Origin of the sequence: Streptomyces sp. NPDC014995 (assembly GCF_043080745.1) — a bacterium.
In the GTDB taxonomy this organism is placed as follows: domain Bacteria; phylum Actinomycetota; class Actinomycetes; order Streptomycetales; family Streptomycetaceae; genus Streptomyces.
The window spans coordinates 117,283-135,644 of sequence record NZ_JBIBVX010000021.1 but is presented as its reverse complement, the minus strand read 5'-3'; the positions used below and the strand labels follow the sequence as shown (position 1 = coordinate 135,644).

16 protein-coding genes and 1 pseudogene are annotated in these 18,362 nt (G+C 71.7%); 7 read left to right on the top strand and 10 right to left on the bottom strand.

Translation table 11 applies throughout. From position 1 onward, the window contains the following. Window positions 1-9: 9 nt before the first annotated feature. The 3 genes from ACF1A1_RS34155 to ACF1A1_RS34145 all read right to left on the bottom strand — a co-directional run bounded on the left by ACF1A1_RS34155 (window position 10) and on the right by ACF1A1_RS34145 (window position 2,367). Window positions 10-558 (bottom strand): TMEM175 family protein, encoded by a 549-nt coding sequence (locus ACF1A1_RS34155; RefSeq protein WP_392005218.1) that lies wholly within the window; start codon window positions 556-558, stop codon window positions 10-12. A 232-nt stretch (window positions 559-790) separates the two neighbouring features. After that, a complete protein-coding gene (locus tag ACF1A1_RS34150; RefSeq protein ID WP_392005216.1) occupies window positions 791-1,312 on the bottom strand; it encodes a YcxB family protein in 522 nt (173 codons plus the stop codon). Window positions 1,313-1,452: 140 nt separating this feature from the next. Further along, window positions 1,453-2,367, bottom strand: coding sequence for an alpha/beta fold hydrolase (locus tag ACF1A1_RS34145; protein WP_392005215.1), 915 nt, complete (start codon window positions 2,365-2,367; stop codon window positions 1,453-1,455). 135 nt (window positions 2,368-2,502) lie between these two features. Between ACF1A1_RS34145 and ACF1A1_RS34140 the strand changes: the two genes are divergently transcribed. Beyond that, on the top strand, window positions 2,503-3,135 hold the full coding sequence (locus ACF1A1_RS34140; RefSeq protein ID WP_392005213.1) for a TetR/AcrR family transcriptional regulator: 633 nt from the start codon (window positions 2,503-2,505) through the stop codon (window positions 3,133-3,135). 284 nt (window positions 3,136-3,419) lie between these two features. Here the strand turns inward: ACF1A1_RS34140 and ACF1A1_RS34135 are convergent, their stop codons facing one another. Beyond that, window positions 3,420-3,842 (bottom strand): winged helix-turn-helix transcriptional regulator, encoded by a 423-nt coding sequence (locus ACF1A1_RS34135; RefSeq protein WP_392005211.1) that lies wholly within the window; start codon window positions 3,840-3,842, stop codon window positions 3,420-3,422. An 88-nt stretch (window positions 3,843-3,930) separates the two neighbouring features. Between ACF1A1_RS34135 and ACF1A1_RS34130 the strand changes: the two genes are divergently transcribed. After that, on the top strand, window positions 3,931-4,854 hold the full coding sequence (locus ACF1A1_RS34130) for an NAD(P)H-binding protein (RefSeq protein WP_392005315.1): 924 nt from the start codon (window positions 3,931-3,933) through the stop codon (window positions 4,852-4,854). Window positions 4,855-4,933: 79 nt separating this feature from the next. Here the strand turns inward: ACF1A1_RS34130 and ACF1A1_RS34125 are convergent, their stop codons facing one another. Then, entirely contained in the window at window positions 4,934-5,635 is a 702-nt protein-coding gene (locus ACF1A1_RS34125; protein ID WP_392005209.1) for a hypothetical protein, read from the bottom strand. A gap of 298 nt (window positions 5,636-5,933) precedes the next feature. Then, on the bottom strand, window positions 5,934-8,735 hold the full coding sequence (locus ACF1A1_RS34120) for a SpoIIE family protein phosphatase (protein WP_392005313.1): 2,802 nt from the start codon (window positions 8,733-8,735) through the stop codon (window positions 5,934-5,936). A 244-nt stretch (window positions 8,736-8,979) separates the two neighbouring features. Between ACF1A1_RS34120 and ACF1A1_RS34115 the strand changes: the two genes are divergently transcribed. Continuing rightward, window positions 8,980-9,171: a DUF5941 domain-containing protein gene (locus ACF1A1_RS34115; RefSeq protein ID WP_392005312.1), complete on the top strand. Its 192-nt coding sequence runs from the start codon at window positions 8,980-8,982 to the stop codon at window positions 9,169-9,171. On the opposite strand, the pseudogene ACF1A1_RS34110 reads toward ACF1A1_RS34115, so the two are convergent. Further along, a pseudogene (locus ACF1A1_RS34110) lies at window positions 9,150-9,390 on the bottom strand (hypothetical protein); the annotation flags it as partial. The gene ACF1A1_RS34115 and the pseudogene ACF1A1_RS34110 sit on opposite strands and share 22 nt — an antisense overlap. Before the next feature lie 199 nt (window positions 9,391-9,589). On the opposite strand from ACF1A1_RS34110, the gene ACF1A1_RS34105 reads away from it, so the two are divergent. After that, entirely contained in the window at window positions 9,590-10,138 is a 549-nt protein-coding gene (locus ACF1A1_RS34105) for a tellurite resistance TerB family protein (protein ID WP_392005207.1), read from the top strand. Between the two features lie 384 nt (window positions 10,139-10,522). Here the strand turns inward: ACF1A1_RS34105 and ACF1A1_RS34100 are convergent, their stop codons facing one another. Continuing rightward, window positions 10,523-11,071 carry a GNAT family N-acetyltransferase gene (locus tag ACF1A1_RS34100; RefSeq protein WP_392005205.1) on the bottom strand — a complete coding sequence of 183 codons (549 nt, stop codon included), beginning with the start codon at window positions 11,069-11,071 and terminating at the stop codon, window positions 10,523-10,525. Window positions 11,072-11,437: 366 nt separating this feature from the next. Here ACF1A1_RS34100 and ACF1A1_RS34095 point away from each other — a divergent pair, with 366 nt between their 5' ends. The 3 genes from ACF1A1_RS34095 to ACF1A1_RS34085 all read left to right on the top strand — a co-directional run bounded on the left by ACF1A1_RS34095 (window position 11,438) and on the right by ACF1A1_RS34085 (window position 15,438). Beyond that, the gene (locus ACF1A1_RS34095) at window positions 11,438-12,850 is read left to right on the top strand and encodes a hypothetical protein (RefSeq protein ID WP_392005203.1); all 1,413 of its coding nucleotides are present in this window, start codon (window positions 11,438-11,440) and stop codon (window positions 12,848-12,850) included. A gap of 81 nt (window positions 12,851-12,931) precedes the next feature. Continuing rightward, window positions 12,932-14,194 carry an AAA family ATPase gene (locus tag ACF1A1_RS34090; protein WP_392005201.1) on the top strand — a complete coding sequence of 421 codons (1,263 nt, stop codon included), beginning with the start codon at window positions 12,932-12,934 and terminating at the stop codon, window positions 14,192-14,194. Continuing rightward, a complete protein-coding gene (locus tag ACF1A1_RS34085; protein ID WP_392005199.1) occupies window positions 14,191-15,438 on the top strand; it encodes a VWA-like domain-containing protein in 1,248 nt (415 codons plus the stop codon). The genes ACF1A1_RS34090 and ACF1A1_RS34085 overlap by 4 nt, the downstream gene beginning before the upstream one ends. Before the next feature lie 437 nt (window positions 15,439-15,875). Here the strand turns inward: ACF1A1_RS34085 and ACF1A1_RS34080 are convergent, their stop codons facing one another. Beyond that, window positions 15,876-17,327: a WGR domain-containing protein gene (locus tag ACF1A1_RS34080; RefSeq protein ID WP_392005197.1), complete on the bottom strand. Its 1,452-nt coding sequence runs from the start codon at window positions 17,325-17,327 to the stop codon at window positions 15,876-15,878. 263 nt (window positions 17,328-17,590) lie between these two features. Then, on the bottom strand, window positions 17,591-18,244 hold the full coding sequence (locus ACF1A1_RS34075) for a maleylpyruvate isomerase N-terminal domain-containing protein (RefSeq protein WP_392005196.1): 654 nt from the start codon (window positions 18,242-18,244) through the stop codon (window positions 17,591-17,593). Window positions 18,245-18,362: the final 118 nt, after the last annotated feature.

Here is an 18,362-nt window from a genome sequence, read left to right as displayed (position 1 = left end):
GTCGGGGCTTCAGCCTCCCTGTCGGCGGGCCAGGCGGTCCGCGAGCACGGACAGCGGCACCGCAGCGGCCCAGGAGTACATGGCGGCGGTCGGTGACAGCTGGGCGATGCCTACGGAGGCCAGGAACACCAACGCCTGAGAGGGCAACGGAACGGTGCCCGGCCGTTCGCCGGCGCGGAGCCGGACGCGCAGGGCGATGGCGTACAGGACCAACGCCGTGACACCGACGACGCCTCCGTACAGGGCGGGACCGAGCGGCTGATCGCCGTAGTCCTGAAGGGCCGAGGTGGGAAACGGGATCAGCGACAGCAGCGCCAGGAAGGTCACGTTGAGCCAGAACAGGCCGGTGTCGACCTGGACGGCGCCGCGCATGGCGGTGTGGTGGACCCTCCAGAAGAGTGCGATGACGACGGCGCTGAGCGCCAGGGCGCCCAGTTCGGCCCAGGTCTCGTCGAGGGCGCGGTCGAGCGCGGCGCCCCGCAGGCCGGAGGGCAGTTTGATCTCCAGGACGAGCAGCGTGAGGGCGATGGCCGCCACGCCGTCGGTCAGGGCGAACATGCGGGTGACGGAGACGTGATCGTCTTCCTTCCGGCGAACGGCTCGCGTGGTGGCGGGAGGGCTACGATCCATCACGTCTTGTTAGCACGGCACTCCGCAGCCGGACGGCAGCGGAACGGTTCACGGTGCCGCGCCCACCCGGTTGTCGGCCCCCGCCCGACCGGGACGAGGACGCCGCGGTCGGCCATTGGCCCCTCCCGGTGCCGCCGAGACCCGCGGATCGTGCCGGATCTCAGTGCTGGGGCGGGCGGCTGCCGTGCTGCGGCAGGTGGCGATCGAGTATGCCGCGCAGCCGGTCGGTGTCGTCCCTGCCCATGGCGCGCTTCGGCAGGTAGTGCAGGACGAGCAGATACGGCGGGGGCGTCAGCAGGACGAATCCGGCCGCGGTCTCGACGTACCCGCCGAGGCTCTGCCAGCCCCGGCGCGTCTCCATGTGCGGGCCCGCGAAGCGCACGGCGTCGTCGGAGTCGGCGACGGTCACGGTCCAGGGCCCCAGCGGGGCGCCCATCTTGGCATGCCGCGCGGCCAGGACCCCTGTCCTGATGACGAGGCCGAACAGGCTGCCGAGGAAGGCGATTCCCGCGGCCGGCACGTCGCCTGTGAGCAGCCACACCGTCACGGCCAGGAGCACCGGCAGGAGCAGTCCTTGCAGCCGGCCCTTGATCCCCCGTGCCCGCCCGCGTGCGTGGAACGCGTCCGACCAGTCCGGTTGCCCCAGCTCGTACCGCAGCTCGACGACGGCACCTGCCGCCACGCTCCGCCCCTCTGTCACGGCCCCTCCCCGGTGTTGCGGGTGACGAGCCATGATCGTAGCGGGCGGGCCTCCCCAGAGGGCAGGCACCTGCGGTGAGCTGCGGGTGGGCCGGCGCCTCGGCTCATCGGCTTTCGGAGTCGTCAGTCGGCGGAGTTCATGAAGTCCAGCATCCGGTGGTTGATCTCCTCCGCGTGGTCGATCTGCGGGCCGTGACCGGTGTTCGCGACGATCTCGGCCCGGGCGCCCGGCACCAGGCGGGGCACGCGCTCCACCTGCCGGCGCGGGGTCACCAGCAGGCTGCGTTTGCCGAGCACCAGGTAGAGCGGGGTGCGGATGGTCGACAGCTCGTCCTCGGACAGAGGAAGCGGAACCGGACGCCGTATGCGATAGGCGCGGACGGAAGTTCTGATCATCGTGCGCAGCTCCGGCACGACGAGGACCGGCTGCTCCAGCCAGGCCGCCAGTCGTGGGCGAAGTGCCTTGGGGGCGAAGGTCGCGAAGAGGCTCGCGAAGATCCAGAAGAAGAAGCGCAGCCCCACCTTCTCCAGGCCGCCGGGGTCGAGCAGGGTGACCGAGGCGAGGCGGCCGGGCCTGCGGTTCGCGTGGTTCAGGGCGAGCCACCCGCCGTACGAGGTGCCGACGAGGTGGACGCGGTCGAGTCCGAGTCCGGCGAGTGTCTCGTCCAGCCACTGTGCGGCGCGTTCGGGTTGGTGGATGGGCTCGCGCTGCTCGCTGCGGCCGGGGTCGCCCGGGGTGTCGATCGCGTAGACGGGTCGCTCGGCGCTGAGGGCGGGGGTGTTCGGGTACCACATGGCGGAGCAGGAACCCGCCCCGTGCACGAGGACAACGGGCGTGCGGGACCGGGCGGCCGGGTCCGCGGGACCGTAGCGGTAGACGTGCGTGGTGCCGAAGGACGTCTCCACGTCCTCTTCCGACAGCGCGGGGGCACCCATCGCGTAGACCGCTTCGCAGGCCTCGAAGTAGCGGTCGCGCCAGGCGCTGCTCACGTAACGGCCGACATCGCGCTGGGTGCGTACTGCTGCGGTCCTGGGCACGGCCACCTCCAGGGTAGTCGGTCTTGGTGATACGAACGTACCACGTTGGTGGTACGCCTGTATCATCAAGGGGGCCGACAAGGCCCGTACCGGTGGGAACGACCATCGGTGGGACGACTGACGGAGAGTCTGACGATGCCCAAGCGCGTGGATCACGCAGAGCGGCGGACCGAGATCGCCGAGGCGCTCGTCCGGGTCGCCGGCCGGTGCGGGCTGCATGCCGTGGGGATGCGCGACGTGGCGGCGGAGGCTGGTGTGTCGCTTCGTCTGGTGCAGTACTACTTCGAGACCAAGGAGAAGTTGCTGCTCTTCGGGCTACGGCATCTGACCGAAAGATTCGGTGAGCGGGTCGCCGCCAGGATCCGGGCCGCCGGGGTCGATCCGGGTCCCCGTGCGCTGGTCGAGTCACTGCTGATGGCGGCACTGCCGGCCGACGAAGAGAGCCGCGCCTTCCATCACCTCTACACCTCCTACGCCGTTCTGGCCGTCCACGACGAGGCGCTCGCGTCCCAGCCCTTCATCAAGGACCCCGATGCCGCCGAGGCCATGCTGACCGGCCTCCTCCGGCAGGCACAGGAGGCCGGCCTGCTGCGGCCTGGCGTGGACCCCGGGGCGGAGGCGGTCAGCCTGCTGGCCATGTCCGCCGGACTCGGCACCAGCATCCTCGTCGGCCAGCGCAGCCCGGAGTCCGCCACCGCGATCTTCGAATACCACCTGGACCGGATCTTCCACCCCGGTGAGCACGGCTCCCCGAAGACGCAGGGGTGACGTCATTTGCCGGTTCTGGTCCACGTGCGGTCGAGCGCCTCGGCACGGCACTCGGTACGGCGGCTGTCCGGGCGACGGCCTCGGCGAGAACGGTCGACGGGGGCAGGGTGAGTGGGGTCGGGCGGCACCGCCAACGCGGCGAGGAAGCCGATCAGTCCAGGCCGCCTGACGGCTGCGCCCAAGGGAGCATCCCCCAGCGCTGATCATGCCGCCCTCCGGAGCGGGGCCGTTGGCGTGGTTCGCTTCCTCAACAAGTGGCCGATGTGCGGCGGTGGCGGTTCTCGTCAGCGGATGTCGTGGTCGGGGTGGGTCCGGTCGTACGCGCGCCGCGCCTCGGCGATGACGGCACGGTGGGCGAGGGACCAGTCGGCGAGTGCCTTGACCAAGTGGGTCAGGCCGGTCCCGGTCTCGGTCAGGCGGTAGTCGACCCGGGCGGGGACGGTCGGGTACACGGTGCGCAGTACGAGGCCGTCGCGTTCGAGCCTGCGCACGGTGAGGGTGAGCATGCGCTGGGAGATGCCGTCGATGGCGCGCTGGAGTTCGCGGAACCGGCGCGGCCCGCCCGCGAGTTCGACGATCACGAGCACCGACCACTTGTCGCCGATGCGGTCCAGGACGTCGCGGATGCCGCAGTCGGGGTGGTCCTCGCGTCCGCAGGGGTCGAGGTCGGCGGGGGTGGTGGTTACCCCGGTGTGCGTGAGTGACATCGAACTGCCTTCTTGTGGCCGGCGGGGGTGCGGTCGAGGATCAAGCGTAGTTACCGATGAGAACCACGACGGAAAGACTGCGACTGACATGATTCTGGTGACCGGAGCGAACGGGAACCTCGGCTCGGCCACGCTTGCGGCGCTGCGCGCCCGCGGCGTCGTCGCGACGGGCGGCAGCCGCACGCCGGGCGAAGGGATGCGGCATCTCGACTTCGACGACCGCGCGCGCCTCGATCTCACCGGTGTGTCAACCCTGGTGCTGATCTCCGCCGGTTACGCCGAGGACGACCAGGTCGTCGACCGGCACGCGGCGGTCCTGGACGCCGCCGTCCGCGACGGGGTCCACCACGTCGTCTACACGAGCCTGACCGGTGCCGGCGACCACCTCGGTTTCGCGCTCGCGCACCGCGCGACCGAACGCCTGGTGCGGGCGAGCGGATTGCCGTGGACGATCCTGCGCAACGGCCTCTACGCCGAACTCTTCGGCGCGCTCCTGAAGTGGGCCGACCATGGCGTGGAGTCCGCGTTCGGCGACGGTGCCCTGGCCGCGGTCGCGCGAGAGGACCTCGCCGATGCCGCGGCGATCGTCGCGGCGCATCCGGCACGGCACAGCGGGCTCGTCCACGAACTCGTCGGCACGCCCATCACGGCGGGGCAGGTGGCCGGTCGACTCGGCGTCCCGCACCGCACCATCAGCCTGGGCGAGTACCGGCGCAGGCTCCTCGACGAGACGCCGGGGCTGCTGCCGTTCCAGCCCCCCTTGCTCGCCTCGATCGCCACGGGGATCCGACACGGTTTCCTGGACGACACCGCCCCCGGCCTCGCGGACCTCCTTGGCCGCCCAGCCCGCGATCCACTGGCCACGGCCGTCGCGGCAGCGTCCGCCACGAGACCGGACACGAGCGCTCAGCGGCGGGCGACAGGCGTTCGGCCACCGCCCGAGTCCTTCCAGGGAGCGTCTCGGAGGCCGGGCTCGGGCGCAGACACGCCCGCGACACCAGCCGGCCGCTGACCCCCCTCGGCATCACGTGGTCAAAGCGGCCGTAACGCCGCCGGCTGCCGGGCCGGGCGGAACCGGTTCCGCCCGGCCTCTACGCCGGGACGAAGACCGTGAGCCATTCCGCTTCACGTGCCCGGTACCCGTAACGATCCATCAGACCGGAGACGATCGCCGGGACGTGGCCGGCTCCGTAGACGACGGCCACCCGGATCGGCTCGTCGGAACGCTCCGCGTAAATCTCGCCGAGCGCCTCGAGCAACTGATTGTCGCGCCGACCGGTCATCGCATGCACCACGGGATCGTCGGCCATCATCTCCGCCCGCGGCGTCGACGGCAGATCGTCGACCGCCAGGTCCTCATCGAGGAAGGCCCGCGGACCGCGCAACGCCAATACCGCGCCCATCACCGGAGCCGAGACCATGAGAAGCAGGTACGTCCACCACGGCAGTGTCTTCAGGTCCGCGATCGCCTCCGCCGCGGTCACATCCGGGTTGACGACCGGCACGGACGCGGGAAGCAGCAGCTCATCGCGCTGCTCCTGCAGGCCGTTGCGCCGACGCCGTGAGGTGAACCGGTAAGCAAGCGCGAGGGCACTCACTCGGACCGACTTCCCTCGGATTCCCTCCATGACTATGAGGTCGCATTCCCTGAGCCTGATGCGGACCTGGGAGTAGAACGTCGGCGAAGCCACATGCACCATCGGGAAGATCACGAATTCCAGTGGCTTCCCCGTCCGCCTCATGGTGATCACGGCGGATCGGACGGCATATCCGGTCACCTCGATGATCTGCATGGATTCCCCCGCGAACCTCGCCCGGTTTCCCTTCCCCCCGTACCAGGACACGAGCCCGCCCAGGGCCGCGGTTCCCTCCGGCACAAGCCGTGCCACCGGGCAAGGGGGTATCGAGGACCAGACGCACCGCGGCATACCGTTGGGGACAGTCAGCCGACAGGCACCGGCGGTGGGGTGGGACCGTGGAGTCGGGCACCTCGTCCTGGTTCCCCGTCCACCGCGCTCTCGAGCGGTGCCGCGGCACGGGCGGCCCGGGGTGTCCGGCGGCAGGCGCCTTCGTCGAGGGTGATGCGCGAGCTCACAGGGTGGCATCGCCGAACTGTTCGAGGAGCGCGTCGACCGGTGCGTGTCCCGTGGCGGTGGGTGCGCCGCCGTTCAGGACCTGTTCCGCCCAGATGACCTTGCCGCGAGCCGTGTAACGCGTGCCCCATCGCTGCGCGAACTGCGCCACGAGGAACAGACCCCGTCCGCCCTCGTCCGTGGTCGTCGCCCGCCGCAGACGGGGCGAAGTGCTGCTGCCGTCCGACACCTCGCAAATCAGACAGCGCCCGTACAGCAACCGCACCTTCACCGGCGGCACCCCGTAGCGGATCGCGTTCGTGACCAACTCGCTGAGGATCAGTTCCGTGCTGAATCCGAACTCCTCCAGCCCCCAACCCCGCAACGTCTCCCTGCACCGCGCCCGTACCGACGGCACCCCCGCGGGGTCCGACGGCACGCCCCACTCGGCCACGCACGAGGGCGGGAACCTCCGGGTCCGCGCCACCAGCAGCGCGATGTCGTCGGCGCGGTGCACCGGTCCCAGTGCTTCGATCACCGCCTGACACGCCTCCTCCGGAGTGCGCCTCCCGGCCTCGCGCAGTGCCCGCCTGAGCTGCTCCATCCCGACGTCGATGTCACGGGCTCGTTCCTCCACCAGGCCGTCGGTGTAGAGGACCAGTTGGGAACCCTCGCTCAGATGCAGCTCGGCGGTTTCGAAGGGGTAGCAGCCCAGGCCCAGCGGGGCCGATGCCGGCACACCGGGACAGGTGACGGATCCGTCCGGACTCACCAGCACCGGCTCGGGGTGCCCTGCCCGGGCCATCGTGCAACTACCCGACACGGGGTCGTAGATCGCGTACAGACAGGTCGCTCCCGTCACCCCCTCCCCTTCGTGGCCCTCAGCGGCATCCTCGGTCTTCTCCTCGTTGTCCATCCGTACGACGAGGTCGTCCAGCTTCCCGAGCACCTCGTCCACGGGGAGGTCCAGCGTGGCGAAGTTGTGCACCGCGGTGCGCAGTCGGCCCATGGTCGCCGCGGCGTGCAGCCCGTGGCCGACGACGTCGCCCATCGCCAGCGCCACGCGCCCGCTCGGCAGGGGGATCACGTCGAACCAGTCCCCGCCCACCCCCGCCTCCGCCGGCAGGTACCGCCAGGCCACGTCCAGTGCGTCCTGCTTGGGCTGCCCGCGCGGCAGCAGACTGCGTTGCAGTGTGACCGCCATCGCGTGCTCCCGGGCGAACCTCCGGGCGTTGTCGATGGCCACCGCGGCACGTGCGGCCAGTTCCTCGGCGAAGGACAGGTCCTCCGGTTCGAACGCCGGGGAAGGCGCTGATCGGTAGAAGTTCGCCACGCCCAGCGGCACATTCCGTGCCCGCAGCGGCATGGTCACCAACGAATGCAACCCGAGCTCCATGGCCTTGCGGGCACGGTCCGGGTCCTGCTCCTGCCAACCGTGCGCCTGCCGCAGGTCCGCTTCCAGGACGCCGCTCCCCTGCTGCATCGCGTGCATCTGAGGCGTTCCCGGCGAGAACGTGATCACTTCGTCCGGGGGATACATCGGCATGACCTGCTGGTCGCCGCTGATCGCCGCACGCCGCAGATGCCGCCATCCCTCCGCCGTCGGCTCCTGTCCGCGCAGCACCGCGTCCAGCAGATCGACGGCGACGATGTCGGCGAACTGCGGTACCGCCACTTCGGCCAGTTCCTGGGCCGTACGCCTGACGTCGAGCGTCGTTCCGATCCGCAGCCCGGCCTCGTACAGCAGCGTCAGCCGCTCCCGTGCCACCTCCGCCCGCCCCGAGACGGCAGCCAGCTCCGTGGTGTCCCGCAACGTCACGACGCTGCCTCCCCGGTCCCCGTGCGGGAACGTCGGGCGCTTGTTCACGGCCAGCAACCGGTCCTCGGCGAGGTACACCTCGTCGGTGACCGCCTCCGGGGACGTGAGCAACTGAGTCATCCGCTCCGCCAGTCCCAGCTCACGCACATGGCGCCCCGGGGCATCCGCCGACAGGCCCAGCAACCGCCTCGCCTCGTCGTTGGCCAGCAGCAGCCGCCCGTCGGCGGCGGTGATCAGCACCCCTTCCCGAACCGCGTGCAGCACCGCGTCATGGTGCTCGTACAGCCGTGCGAGCTCCAGCGGGGCCAGGCCGTGCGTGTGCCGCAGCAGCCGCCGGGACACCAGCATGGTCCCCGTGGCCGCCAGCACCAGTCCGGCCGCCCCGGTTCCGAGGATGATCGGCAACTGCGGCACCCACAGTCCCGACACGTTCTTGACCGTGATCCCTGCGGAGACCAGGCCGACGACCTCGCCGTTCGCGTCGGTCACCGGGACCACCGCCTGCACGGCCGTCCCCCTGCCCGCGGGCACGGGCGGCCCGCCGGCCTGCTCGACGACGGTGCGGCCTTCCAGCGCCGGTTGGATGTTGCCCACGAACTTCTTCCCGATCTCCTCCGGGTAGGGGTACGTGTGGCGAATCCCCTTGGTGTCCGTGACCACCATGAAATCGACGCCCGTCCTCTTGCGGGCCTCCTCGGCCCGTGGCTGCAGCACCGCGGTCGGGTCGCTGCTGCGCAGCGCCTGGACCACGCCAGGAGCACTCGCGAACGCCTGGGCCGCGACGACCGAGTCCCGGCGCGCTTGCTGGACAGCGTCGTGCGACGCCTGGACCACCACGCTCACCACCCCGGCCACGACCAGCAGAACCACGATCACGATCTGGACGAGGAATACCTGCCCGGCCGCACTGCGCGGGTCCAGCAGAGAGCCGCGACGATCCCGCGCGCGTCTGGTGGGCGGGGGACGAGACGACGTCCGGGATCGTCCGGAAAATACCCTCATGTACCCTTCATAGCACCGATGTGCGAACCATGACCGACCCGGCTGATGCCGCCTCCCCCGGCGCCGAACCCCTGGTCGGACGGCTGTGAGCCCCGTGGCTCCCGCGTGCTCGTGCGGCACGGCCGCCCGCCGCGTTACGTGGTACTCGTCGGCGTTACGTGGTGCTCGTCGCCGACGTCGCCACCGGTCCACTGGTGAAGGACTACCGTGACCTGGCGCTGCGCATGGGGAGGCGTCCTCTCCAGTGCTCACCGCTGCGCCGGTCGTCGCGCTGTCCCGCCCCTGGAAGGGCGCCCAGGACTGGCTGGTCCCCCCGCTCTTCCGCGCAGCCGAAGACGGCCGGCCGGGGCGGCGGCGTGCTGGTCCACGCCGCTCCAGGAGGCGGACGGCCGGCTGCCCGGCCCCGGCGCGGGTGCGGACACCGAGAGACGCGTAGTTCGACCGGACCGCGGCCATGTCGCGTTCGGTGATCGCTGTGCGGTGGGGATCGTCGTCGGGAGCGGGATGGATCTGGTCCATGTAGTCGCCCTCGATTGACGTCACCCAGGCAGTGCGCTGTCCTCCGCCCCTGCCACACCGCGGACACCTCCCAGGCGACAGTCGTCTTCCCGACGCCCGCGCCACCACCGATGAGCAACGGTTCGTAAGCCGCCACGGCCCGTCGCTCCGGCAGAGCCCGGACCACCGCTGTACGTGGTTTCGGCCCGCATCCGGTGCAGGAGCCGGGGCGTGAAAGCTGCGAGCGTGGAACCAGGGCATTTTGCGGAACCTTTGCCCGGCGGTGGCCGTTGGACTGGTGGAGCGCGCGCGAGCGGGTTCGCTAGATGGCTCAGACGAATACCGAGGTGACGTCAATGGCAGTGTGGGACCGGCTCAAGGACCAGGCCAAGACCTTCCAGCAGGCTCAGGGCGGGCGTGGTGCGACCGGCGGGCAGAGCCGCGGCGCGGGGTCCGGCGGTGGTGCACGTGCTCAGGTGGTCAGCGCGTTGAAGAGTCAGCTCAGCTCTCTCAAGACCGAGTTGAAGAGCGGTGCCTACCGGGACGCGAGCATGGCGATGTGCGCACTGGTCGCGGCTGCGGACGGGCACGTGGATCCGGCCGAGCGGCAGCACGTCGAGTCGATGATTCTCAGCAATGACGTGCTGCAGAACTTCCCGCCGGAGCAGCTGCGTCAGCGCTTCAACAAACACGTGGACCAGCTGAGCCACAACTTCCAGCAGGGCAAGGCCGAGGCGATGCAGGACATCGCCAAGGCCGCCAAGAAGCCGACCGAGGCCAGGGCGGTGATCCAGACCGGCATCGTCATCGCGGGTGCTGACGGCGACTTCTCCCAGGCCGAGCAGATGGTCATCCGTGAGGCGTGCACGGCGTTGGGAGTGTCTCCCGCCGAGTTCCAGCTCTGACCTGTGCTCGCGGTCCGGTTCCCGGTGTGCTGACGCGCTTCACACCTCGGGAACCGGATGGCCGGCCCCGGCGACTCGGAGCCGAAAGTGCAGGTCGGTGGCGTTGACGAGGGCGGGCTTGCCGTGTGGATCGGTAACCGCGGTCACGGCCGAGCGTGGCAGCCGGGCGTGTGCACGGACCCTGGCGATCACCGAGTACCAGCGGCCGCCCGGGAAGCGCGGCATCCGCGAGACTCACCGTTCCGGGCCGGGCCGAGGAGCCGATCAGTCCCGCGCCCGGTCCAGCCGAAGAGCGCGACGATACCGAGCGACAGATCCCCAAGCCGCAGGGCAAGGGTTCTTCGATGCGGCGCCGGAAACCGGACACGCACGTCAGCCGCCAACTCACCGGTCCGAGACCGGCCCCACTGGCTCCTGCCGGGTGGGCTGCACGGCCCGGCGGCGCGTCAGCACGTGAGTGGTGCTGCCGTCCTCTTCGGTGATGTCCCGGACGAACTCGAAGCCGATCCTGTTCAGCAGGGCCAGCGAGGCACTGTTCGACGCCGCCACGGTGGCGTACACCTGCGGGAGCCCCAGGGTGTCGAAGCCGTGGGCGACGATCGCCTCGGCCAGCTCTGTGCCCAGGCCCGAGCCCCACACATCGGGGGACAGCGCGTAGATGATCTCGTAGCCCTGGGCCACGTCGGTGGGCTTGATCTCGGCGTGTCCGATCAGGAGACCGTTCCGGCGAACGGCCCAGACGTCGAACAGATCCTGGGCGTAGACCTTCGAGAAGACCCGTCCGAAGAGGGCACGGTCCTCCGCCTCGGTGGCAGGGCCGTCGCCCATCCACTGCGAAACCCTCCGGTCCTGGAACAGGGTGACGAAGTCTTCCTGGTCCTCGGGGGTGTACGGCTCCAGCAGCAGGCGCTCAGTGCGCAGAGTCGGGGTCATGAACGGTGAAGCTATCCGCGCGCCGCTTTCCCCCTCAAACCACATTCATCTCCGGGCGGTCACCTGTCGGTGATCACGCCCCTCGACCGGTGCGCTTCGGTGTTCGCTCCGGCAGCAACGGCTCCGTCCTCTCCGCCAGGCGGCCTGGAAGGCCAACCCTCAGCTCGACGCCGACGGGATGCCGCACCACAGGCCGCCCTTCACCCTGCGCTTCGTCCTCGGTACCGGCGCCGCGTTCACAGTGCGGGCGCACGGTGGCAACAGACAATTGCCGTGGCTGTGTTGGAGGTGGGGGGCTATGCTCGCCGCGATGACGACTTCCTCCGTTGACGGATTGGGGGTCCTGTCCGCGCAAGGTGAGTGCTGATGCTCACTCATACCGCGAACGGAGATCCCCGCCTTTCCTTCTGGCTGCGCGTGCGTGAGTACGCCGTGCCGCCCTCCATGATCGAGACCGCGACCGCCCGCCGTCATGCCGGCGACTGGGCGGGGGCGTGTGCCGCCGCGGGCATCGATGTCGACCTCAGCCTGCGTTCCCTGGCACGTACGCACGGTCGGGACCTCACGGCCCGGGTCCGGGCCGACCTCCGGCACCTGGCACCCGACCTGCTGCGCTGGCACATGCCCCGGATCGCCCCCGACGGGCTGCTGCGCCCAGGCCTGACCCTCGCGCTGGCGCGCTACGACACCGCCGGACGCGACGGCACGGGTCCGGTGCACCTCGTGGTGCGGACTCCACCGGCCTGGGCGGACGGTGGTCAACGGATAAGCCTCGCGCTGTGGGACGGTCCCCGGGCCGACGCAGGTGCTCGCCGTCCGCCGCATCCGCATCCGCATCCCAGCCCTCGGTTCCGTCTCGACCTGCACCGCCACCTGTGGGACGCGCGCAGGAGCGGGGAGTTGGGGATGCGGTCCGGGGCCGATCGGCCGCCGGTGGCGGACCACCCCGTGATCGGACCCGAGCTGCGCGGGACGGTGCCGCCCGGGCGGCGCTGTGCCGTCGACCGCTGGGCGGCCGAGGCGGCGATCCTCCTCCACCGCGAGGGACGGTCCGACGGTCATGTCGCCGTGCGGCTCGGGGCCCGCCACCGGCTGGTCCTGGACGTGGTCGCGGACCGGGGCGGCGCCGGGCCGCCCGCACCGCGGATCGCGGCGGTGGCCACGGACGACGGCGCCCGCCCGCTGCCGGTCCTGCCCGACGCGGCGACCTGGGTGCTGCCCGACCTGGACCTGATCCGCGCCGGTGCGATCGAGGCGGACCGGCTGCATCCGCTGGTCGCCTCCGCCCTCGTACCGGACCACTTGCCGGGCGCTGCGCCCCGGACGGCGGATCCGGCGGCACCGGCTCGCCGGGTGGAGTGCCGGGGAGACCGGCACCACATCGGCCTGGTCGACGGGGTTCTGGCTCCGTTGGATCACGAACCGGACGAGATCCGGCGCGAGGAACTGCTCGCCGCGCTCGGTGGCCCGCCGCTCCCCTGTCTGCGGGCCATCGACGAGGCGCACCGCCGTCCCGACTGCCTCGCGGGGGTCCGTGACCGCCTCCACCACGGTGACACCGCCGGGGCGCTGGCCGTCGTCGAAGGCCTGCTCGGCCCCGACGCCCTGCTGCGCGACGGCGCGCTGCGGGACGCGCTTGAGGCGGCCGCGCAGCAGCGGATCACCTACGGGATGTTCCGGGCGGGCCTGGTCGGACACGGGCTCGACCGTGTCCGGCCACCGGATGGTGGCCGGCTCCCCGGCCGTCGTACTCGTGCCCGGCACGCGGCCTCCCGCTGACCCGGAAACCTCCGTCCCCGTCCCCGTCCCTCCCCTTCCGCATCCGCGCTTCTCCTCAACGAACCCAAAAGGTGATCAAGCATGCCCACGTGCACTCCGTTCGCGGCAACCGACATCCCCAGCCACCCGGCCCGCGCCTCCCAGTTGGACGTCGCCGGCAACCTGCTGGCCCTGCTGCGCGAGACCACCACCGAACCCCGCCCCGACACCCAACTGGAGGCTTTGACACTGGCCGTGGCCGCCGACCTTCCCGTGCTGTTGTGGGGTGAGCCGGGGATCGGCAAGACCGCGGCCCTGACCCAGCTCGCCGAGGCCCTGGACCTTCCGCTGACCACGGTGATCGCCAGCGTGCACGAGCCGTCCGACTTCTCGGGGCTGCCCATCGTCGGGGACGATCCCGCGGAGCAGGGGGTCCCGATGGCCCCGCCGGACTGGGCGGTGCGCCTCGTCCGGGCCGGCCGGGGCCTGCTGTTCCTGGACGAGCTGTCCACCGCGCCACCCGCCGTTCAGGCCGCCCTGCTCCGTCTGGTGCTGGAGCGGAGGATCGGTGCCCTGCGACTGCCGCCCGGTGTGCGGATCGTCGCGGCCGCCAACCCGCGGGCCTCGGCGGCCGACGGCTGGGAGCTGAGCCCTCCCCTGGCCAACCGGTTCGTCCACCTCCAGTGGACCCACGACCACGAGGTCGTCGTACGCGGACTCGGCGGGACGTGGCCGCGGGCGACCCTGCCACGGCTCGACCCGCTCAAGCTGCCGGAGGCCGTGGACTTCGCGCGCCGCGCCGTGTGCGGGCTGCTCACCGCCCGGCCGGGGCTCGTGCACCGGCTGCCCAGCGGTGAGACCCGCCGGGGCGGGCCCTGGCCGTCCCCCCGCAGTTGGGAGATGACGCTGCATCTGATCGCCTTCGCGACCGCGGCCGGCTCCTCCCGGGAAGTGCTCTCCCTCCTCGTTCGGGGCACGGTGGGGGACGGACCCGGACTCGAACTGCTGGCGAGCCTCGACCGGATGGACCTGCCGGACCCCGAGGTGCTGCTCGCCGATCCGGCGCGGGCCGTCCTGCCCGAGCGGGGAGACCTGCGGCAGGCCGTGCTGGACGCCGTGGTCGCCGCGGTCCGCGACCAGCCGGAGAGGTCGCGCTGGGACGCGGCCTGGGGGCTCATGGTCCGGGCGATCGACACGGGAGCCCCCGACCTGGTCGTCGTGCCCGCCACCACGCTCGCCTCGCTGCGCCGCGAGGACTGGGACGTCCCGGCGTCGATCGAGCGGCTCGCAGGAGCGGTGAACCTGTCGAGGCGGGCCGACCAGGTGGCCGCCCGCACCGCTGCCGCCGCCAAGGCCGGCCGATGACGGCCGACGCACCGGGGGCACCGGCCCTCGACCTCGACAAGCTCTTCACCGCCCGCCTGCACGCCGCCCGGGTCCGGCCGTATCTGGCCACGGCGCTGTTCGCCCTGCACCCCGTGGTGTCGCGGCAGGTACCGACCATGGCCGTCGACCGGCACTGGCGGTGCTACGTCTCGCCCGCCTTCGTGGCCCGCACCCCGGTGGAGGACCTCGCCGGCGTGTGGGTGCACGAGGTGTCGCACCTGCTGCGCGACCACCACGGGCGCAGCGACCGGGTCGCCCGTGAGCGCGGGCTGACCGGTGCGGGGGAACGGCTGCGGATGAACATCGCCGCGGACTGCGAGATCAACGACGACGCGTTCGGCGACGGGCTGGCCCGGCCGGAGGGCGCCGTCGTACCGGAGACGCTGGGGCTGCCCGCGGGCAAGCTCATGGAGGACTACCTGCGCCGGTTCCGGCTCGGGCAGCACACCCAGGACCTGGCCTGGCTGGACTGCGGCAGCGGCGCCGACGGACTCGAACGGGAGTGGGACCTCGGCCCGGACGGCGCGCACGGCCTCAGCGCGCAGGAACGGGACGCGGTCCGCTTCCGGGTGGCGCAGGGCATCACCGCCCGTCCCGGGAACACCCCGAGGGGCTGGCGGCGGTGGGCGGAGGAGGCGTTCCACCCGCCGCAGCCGTGGCGGGAGCTGCTGGGAGCGGCGGTCCGCTCGGCGGCCTCCAGCGGCGGCGCGGGCGAGGACTACACCTACGGCCGGCCGTCGCGGCGCTCGGCCGGGGTGCCCGGGACCGTGCTGCCGAGCCTGCGGCGCAAGCCGCCCCGTGTCTCGGTCGTCATCGACACCTCCGGGTCGGTCAGCGACGCCGAACTGGGCAGCGCCCTGCTCGAGGTCGCCGCGATCTCCCGGGCCGTGGGCGGCCGCCGCGACCTGGTCACCGTGCTGCCCTGCGACGCCGCGGTCCGGGTCGCACACCCGCTGTGCCGCGCCGAGGGCATCACGCTGATGGGCGGCGGTGGGACGAATCTGCGCGCGGGCTTCACCAGGGCGCTCCGCGCGCGGCCCCGCCCTGATGTCCTGGTGGTCCTCACCGACGGCCAGACACCCTGGCCGACGACGCGACCGCCCTGCCGGACGGTGGTGGGTCTGTTCCCCCGGCAGCGGGCGGCGCGGTCGTGGGACGAGAACGAGGCGGACTACGTGCCGGACGCGCCTCCGGCGTGGGCGCGCGTGGTGAACATCGGTTGATGACATGGCGTCACGGCTCATCCGGTGGTGGCCGGCTGGGCAGCCGGTAGCCGATCGCACTGCCCCGCGCGGGGAGAGCAACGTGTGGGTTCGCCCGGAGCTGACCGTTGGTGATCGACGCCGGACAGCTTCGGTGACGGGTCATCGTGACAGGTCATCGTGACGGGTCATCGTGGTGGTTCCTCTCCTGTCTCGACGCGGGGCAGCCGGGCAGATGCCCTCCAGAAGCCGCCCGGTCAGCCCGGCGGCGTGTGAGGGCGGCGCGCCCGGGCGAGGCCCCGCTCAGCGATGCCGTCGCGCCCGGGCGACCGGGCGCACTGGGGCAGGGGCGGTTGCCCGCTGCTCGCAGCGCGGTCGCGCCGTCTCCATCACCGTCTCCGTCTCCATCGCCATCACCGTCTCCGTTGCTGCCGTCTCCATCACCGTCTCCGTCGTCGTCACAGCAGGCGCCGTATATCGCCGCGGACCCGGTAGAAGCCGCCGGCCGCCGCGTGCAGGGCGTCCACGACATAGCGCGCTCCAGGCTCCCGTATCGCGCGGGGGAACTGGACCTTCCAGGACGAGTCGTAGCCCTCGGACACCACGTGCACGCGCACTCTGCCGCCCTCCCGGACGCACTCGACCACGATCGCTCCGGCGGGAGCGTGGGCCACGGTGGCCACCGCGTCCACGGCCGTCGCCGGTGCGTGGGCCGGCAGGGCCGCGGCGAGCTTGATGTCCCGGGCCACCGGCACCGTGCCCTGCTGGGCCGCGGAGACGGCCGCCTCGCTCGCGTCGACGCACACCAGCGAGCCGTCCGTGGTCACCAAGTACAGCCGCTCGTCGTGGTACTGCATCGACAGCGCCGAGCCGCCGCCCGTACCGAGCTTCCACAGTCGCGTACCGTCGCGGTCGAAGCAGTAGACGGACGAGGCGGAGTCACCGGCGAAGACGAACCGCCCACCGGGCGAGGTGGCGCAGGAGTACACCGCGCTGTCACAGGTGTAGGTGGCCTCGATGACGCCGGTCGTCTTCGACAGCCGCTGGACCACGCGGTGCGCCGTGCCCGCGTACACGGCGTCGTCCTCCTGCCAGCCGAACAGCACGCCACCCCGGGTGGGGGTGTGCCACAACTCGCCGGTGCCGTCAGGTGCGTAGGCGGTGACGCCCCGGTAGTGGCCGTGGTAGACGGCCCGGTCGTCGGCGCGGACCATCCAGGCGTGCTCGCCCTGGCTGCGGCGGGCCCACTGGTGCTCGTCCTCGTGGTCGATGACGGTGAGCCGGCCGTCGCGGTCGGAGACGTTGAGGATGCCCTCGTGGATGTCCAGCCAGAAGATGTCGACCTCGGCGGCGATGTCGTACGCGGCGAACGGCAGCTTGGACGACAGGTCGTACACCTTGCCGTCGTCGCAGCCCGCGTAGATCCAGAACTCGTCGGCCACCAGGCACTTCACGCCGTCCGGCAGACTGAAACGGGCCAGCACCGCGCCGTCGTGGTCCAGGGTGTAGACGTCACCCGCCTGGTTGCCCACCCAGCAGCGCTCGTCGTCGACATGGATCCCGAACGCCGACGAGCCCGTACGGAACCGCCACAGCACCGGTGCCACGGCGCGCGCGGTGGACGGCGCGGATGTCACCTGACGCCGGGTCACCGCGCGCGGGGGCCGCTGCCCGGCAACGGCCGGGGCGTATCCCTTGCGGACCTTCTCCCCCACCTTCTTCGCGGCGGCCGCCCGCGCCTTCTGCGGTGTGGCGAACGTCGTCGTCTGCGTCTGCCCGGCGGCACCGATCCGCCCGTACCGCACCGTCACCACCTGGCCGTCGACGGCCACCTCGTAGAACTTGTGCGCCCCGCCGCCTTCCTGCGACAGCTCCAGATACGTCGTCGACACCGCGGACCCGGCAGACATGACAGACAGACCCCTCCCCACGACGGACCTGCGGCCTTTCCGGCAGGTCCCACTGTTCACACCGTAGGAGGAGCCACTGACAATCGACCGGGGTCGCCGCCCGCCGCCCACGGCGCTGCGACCGCGACCGGGCGGACGGCCGGTCGTGCGGGGCGGCCCAGCAGTTCGGCCGACGCCCGCCCGGAATCGGTCGTGGTCACCCGCCGTGAGACATCCGGCCCGCTGCCGCAGCGGTGACGGTGCCGTGGCGGACCTGGACGTGCTCAGCCGAGGACGAACGGCAGCCTCGCGGCGAAATCGCCCAGTGTGGCCTTCTCCGCGTCGGTCGGCGTGCGGCGTCCGGTGCCGATCAGCAGCGCGTCCTTGTCGGAGAACGAGGCGGGAAACGGGGTCCCGGTGATCTTCTCCAACGACGCGCGTGCCGCCGCGAGCGTGTCGGCGGGCGGCTCGGCGGCCGACGGCCGATGCGCGATCAGGTCGAGGTGGTGCAAGGACCATTCGAGCACGTACGCGCAGAGGTAGTCGCCGACGGTCAGCACCTCGCCGCGGGTGCTGACGCGGGCGGCGGGATCGGCGAGTTCGGCGGCGCGGCCGGCGGCGGAACCGACGTCGTCGAAGTGGAACTTGAGCCACCGCGGCTCGCCGTACGCGGCGGCCAGCCGCGGGATCAGCGCGTCGAGCGGGTCCTCGCCGGTCGGGGGTTCGACGAGGCGCCAGTAGGTGACCGCGTCCACGGTCGGTTCGGCTTCGGCGGGCGTGACCAGGGTGATCAGGACGTCCTGGGCATCGATGACCAGGTGGCACACCAGGTCCCGCACAAGCCAGCCGGTGCAGCCGGACGGCCGCTCGAAGTCCTCGTCCGGGATGTCGGCGACCGCCGTGCGCAACGCCGTCCACGAGCGTGAGAAGAGATCCACCGCGGCACGGTAATGCCGGACCGGAACGGCCGACAAGCGCTGTCCCGGCCGGTCGCTTCCGACAGCTCCGGGGATCGTGACGGACGCCGTGCAACACGCACGGCACACGCCGGCTGGC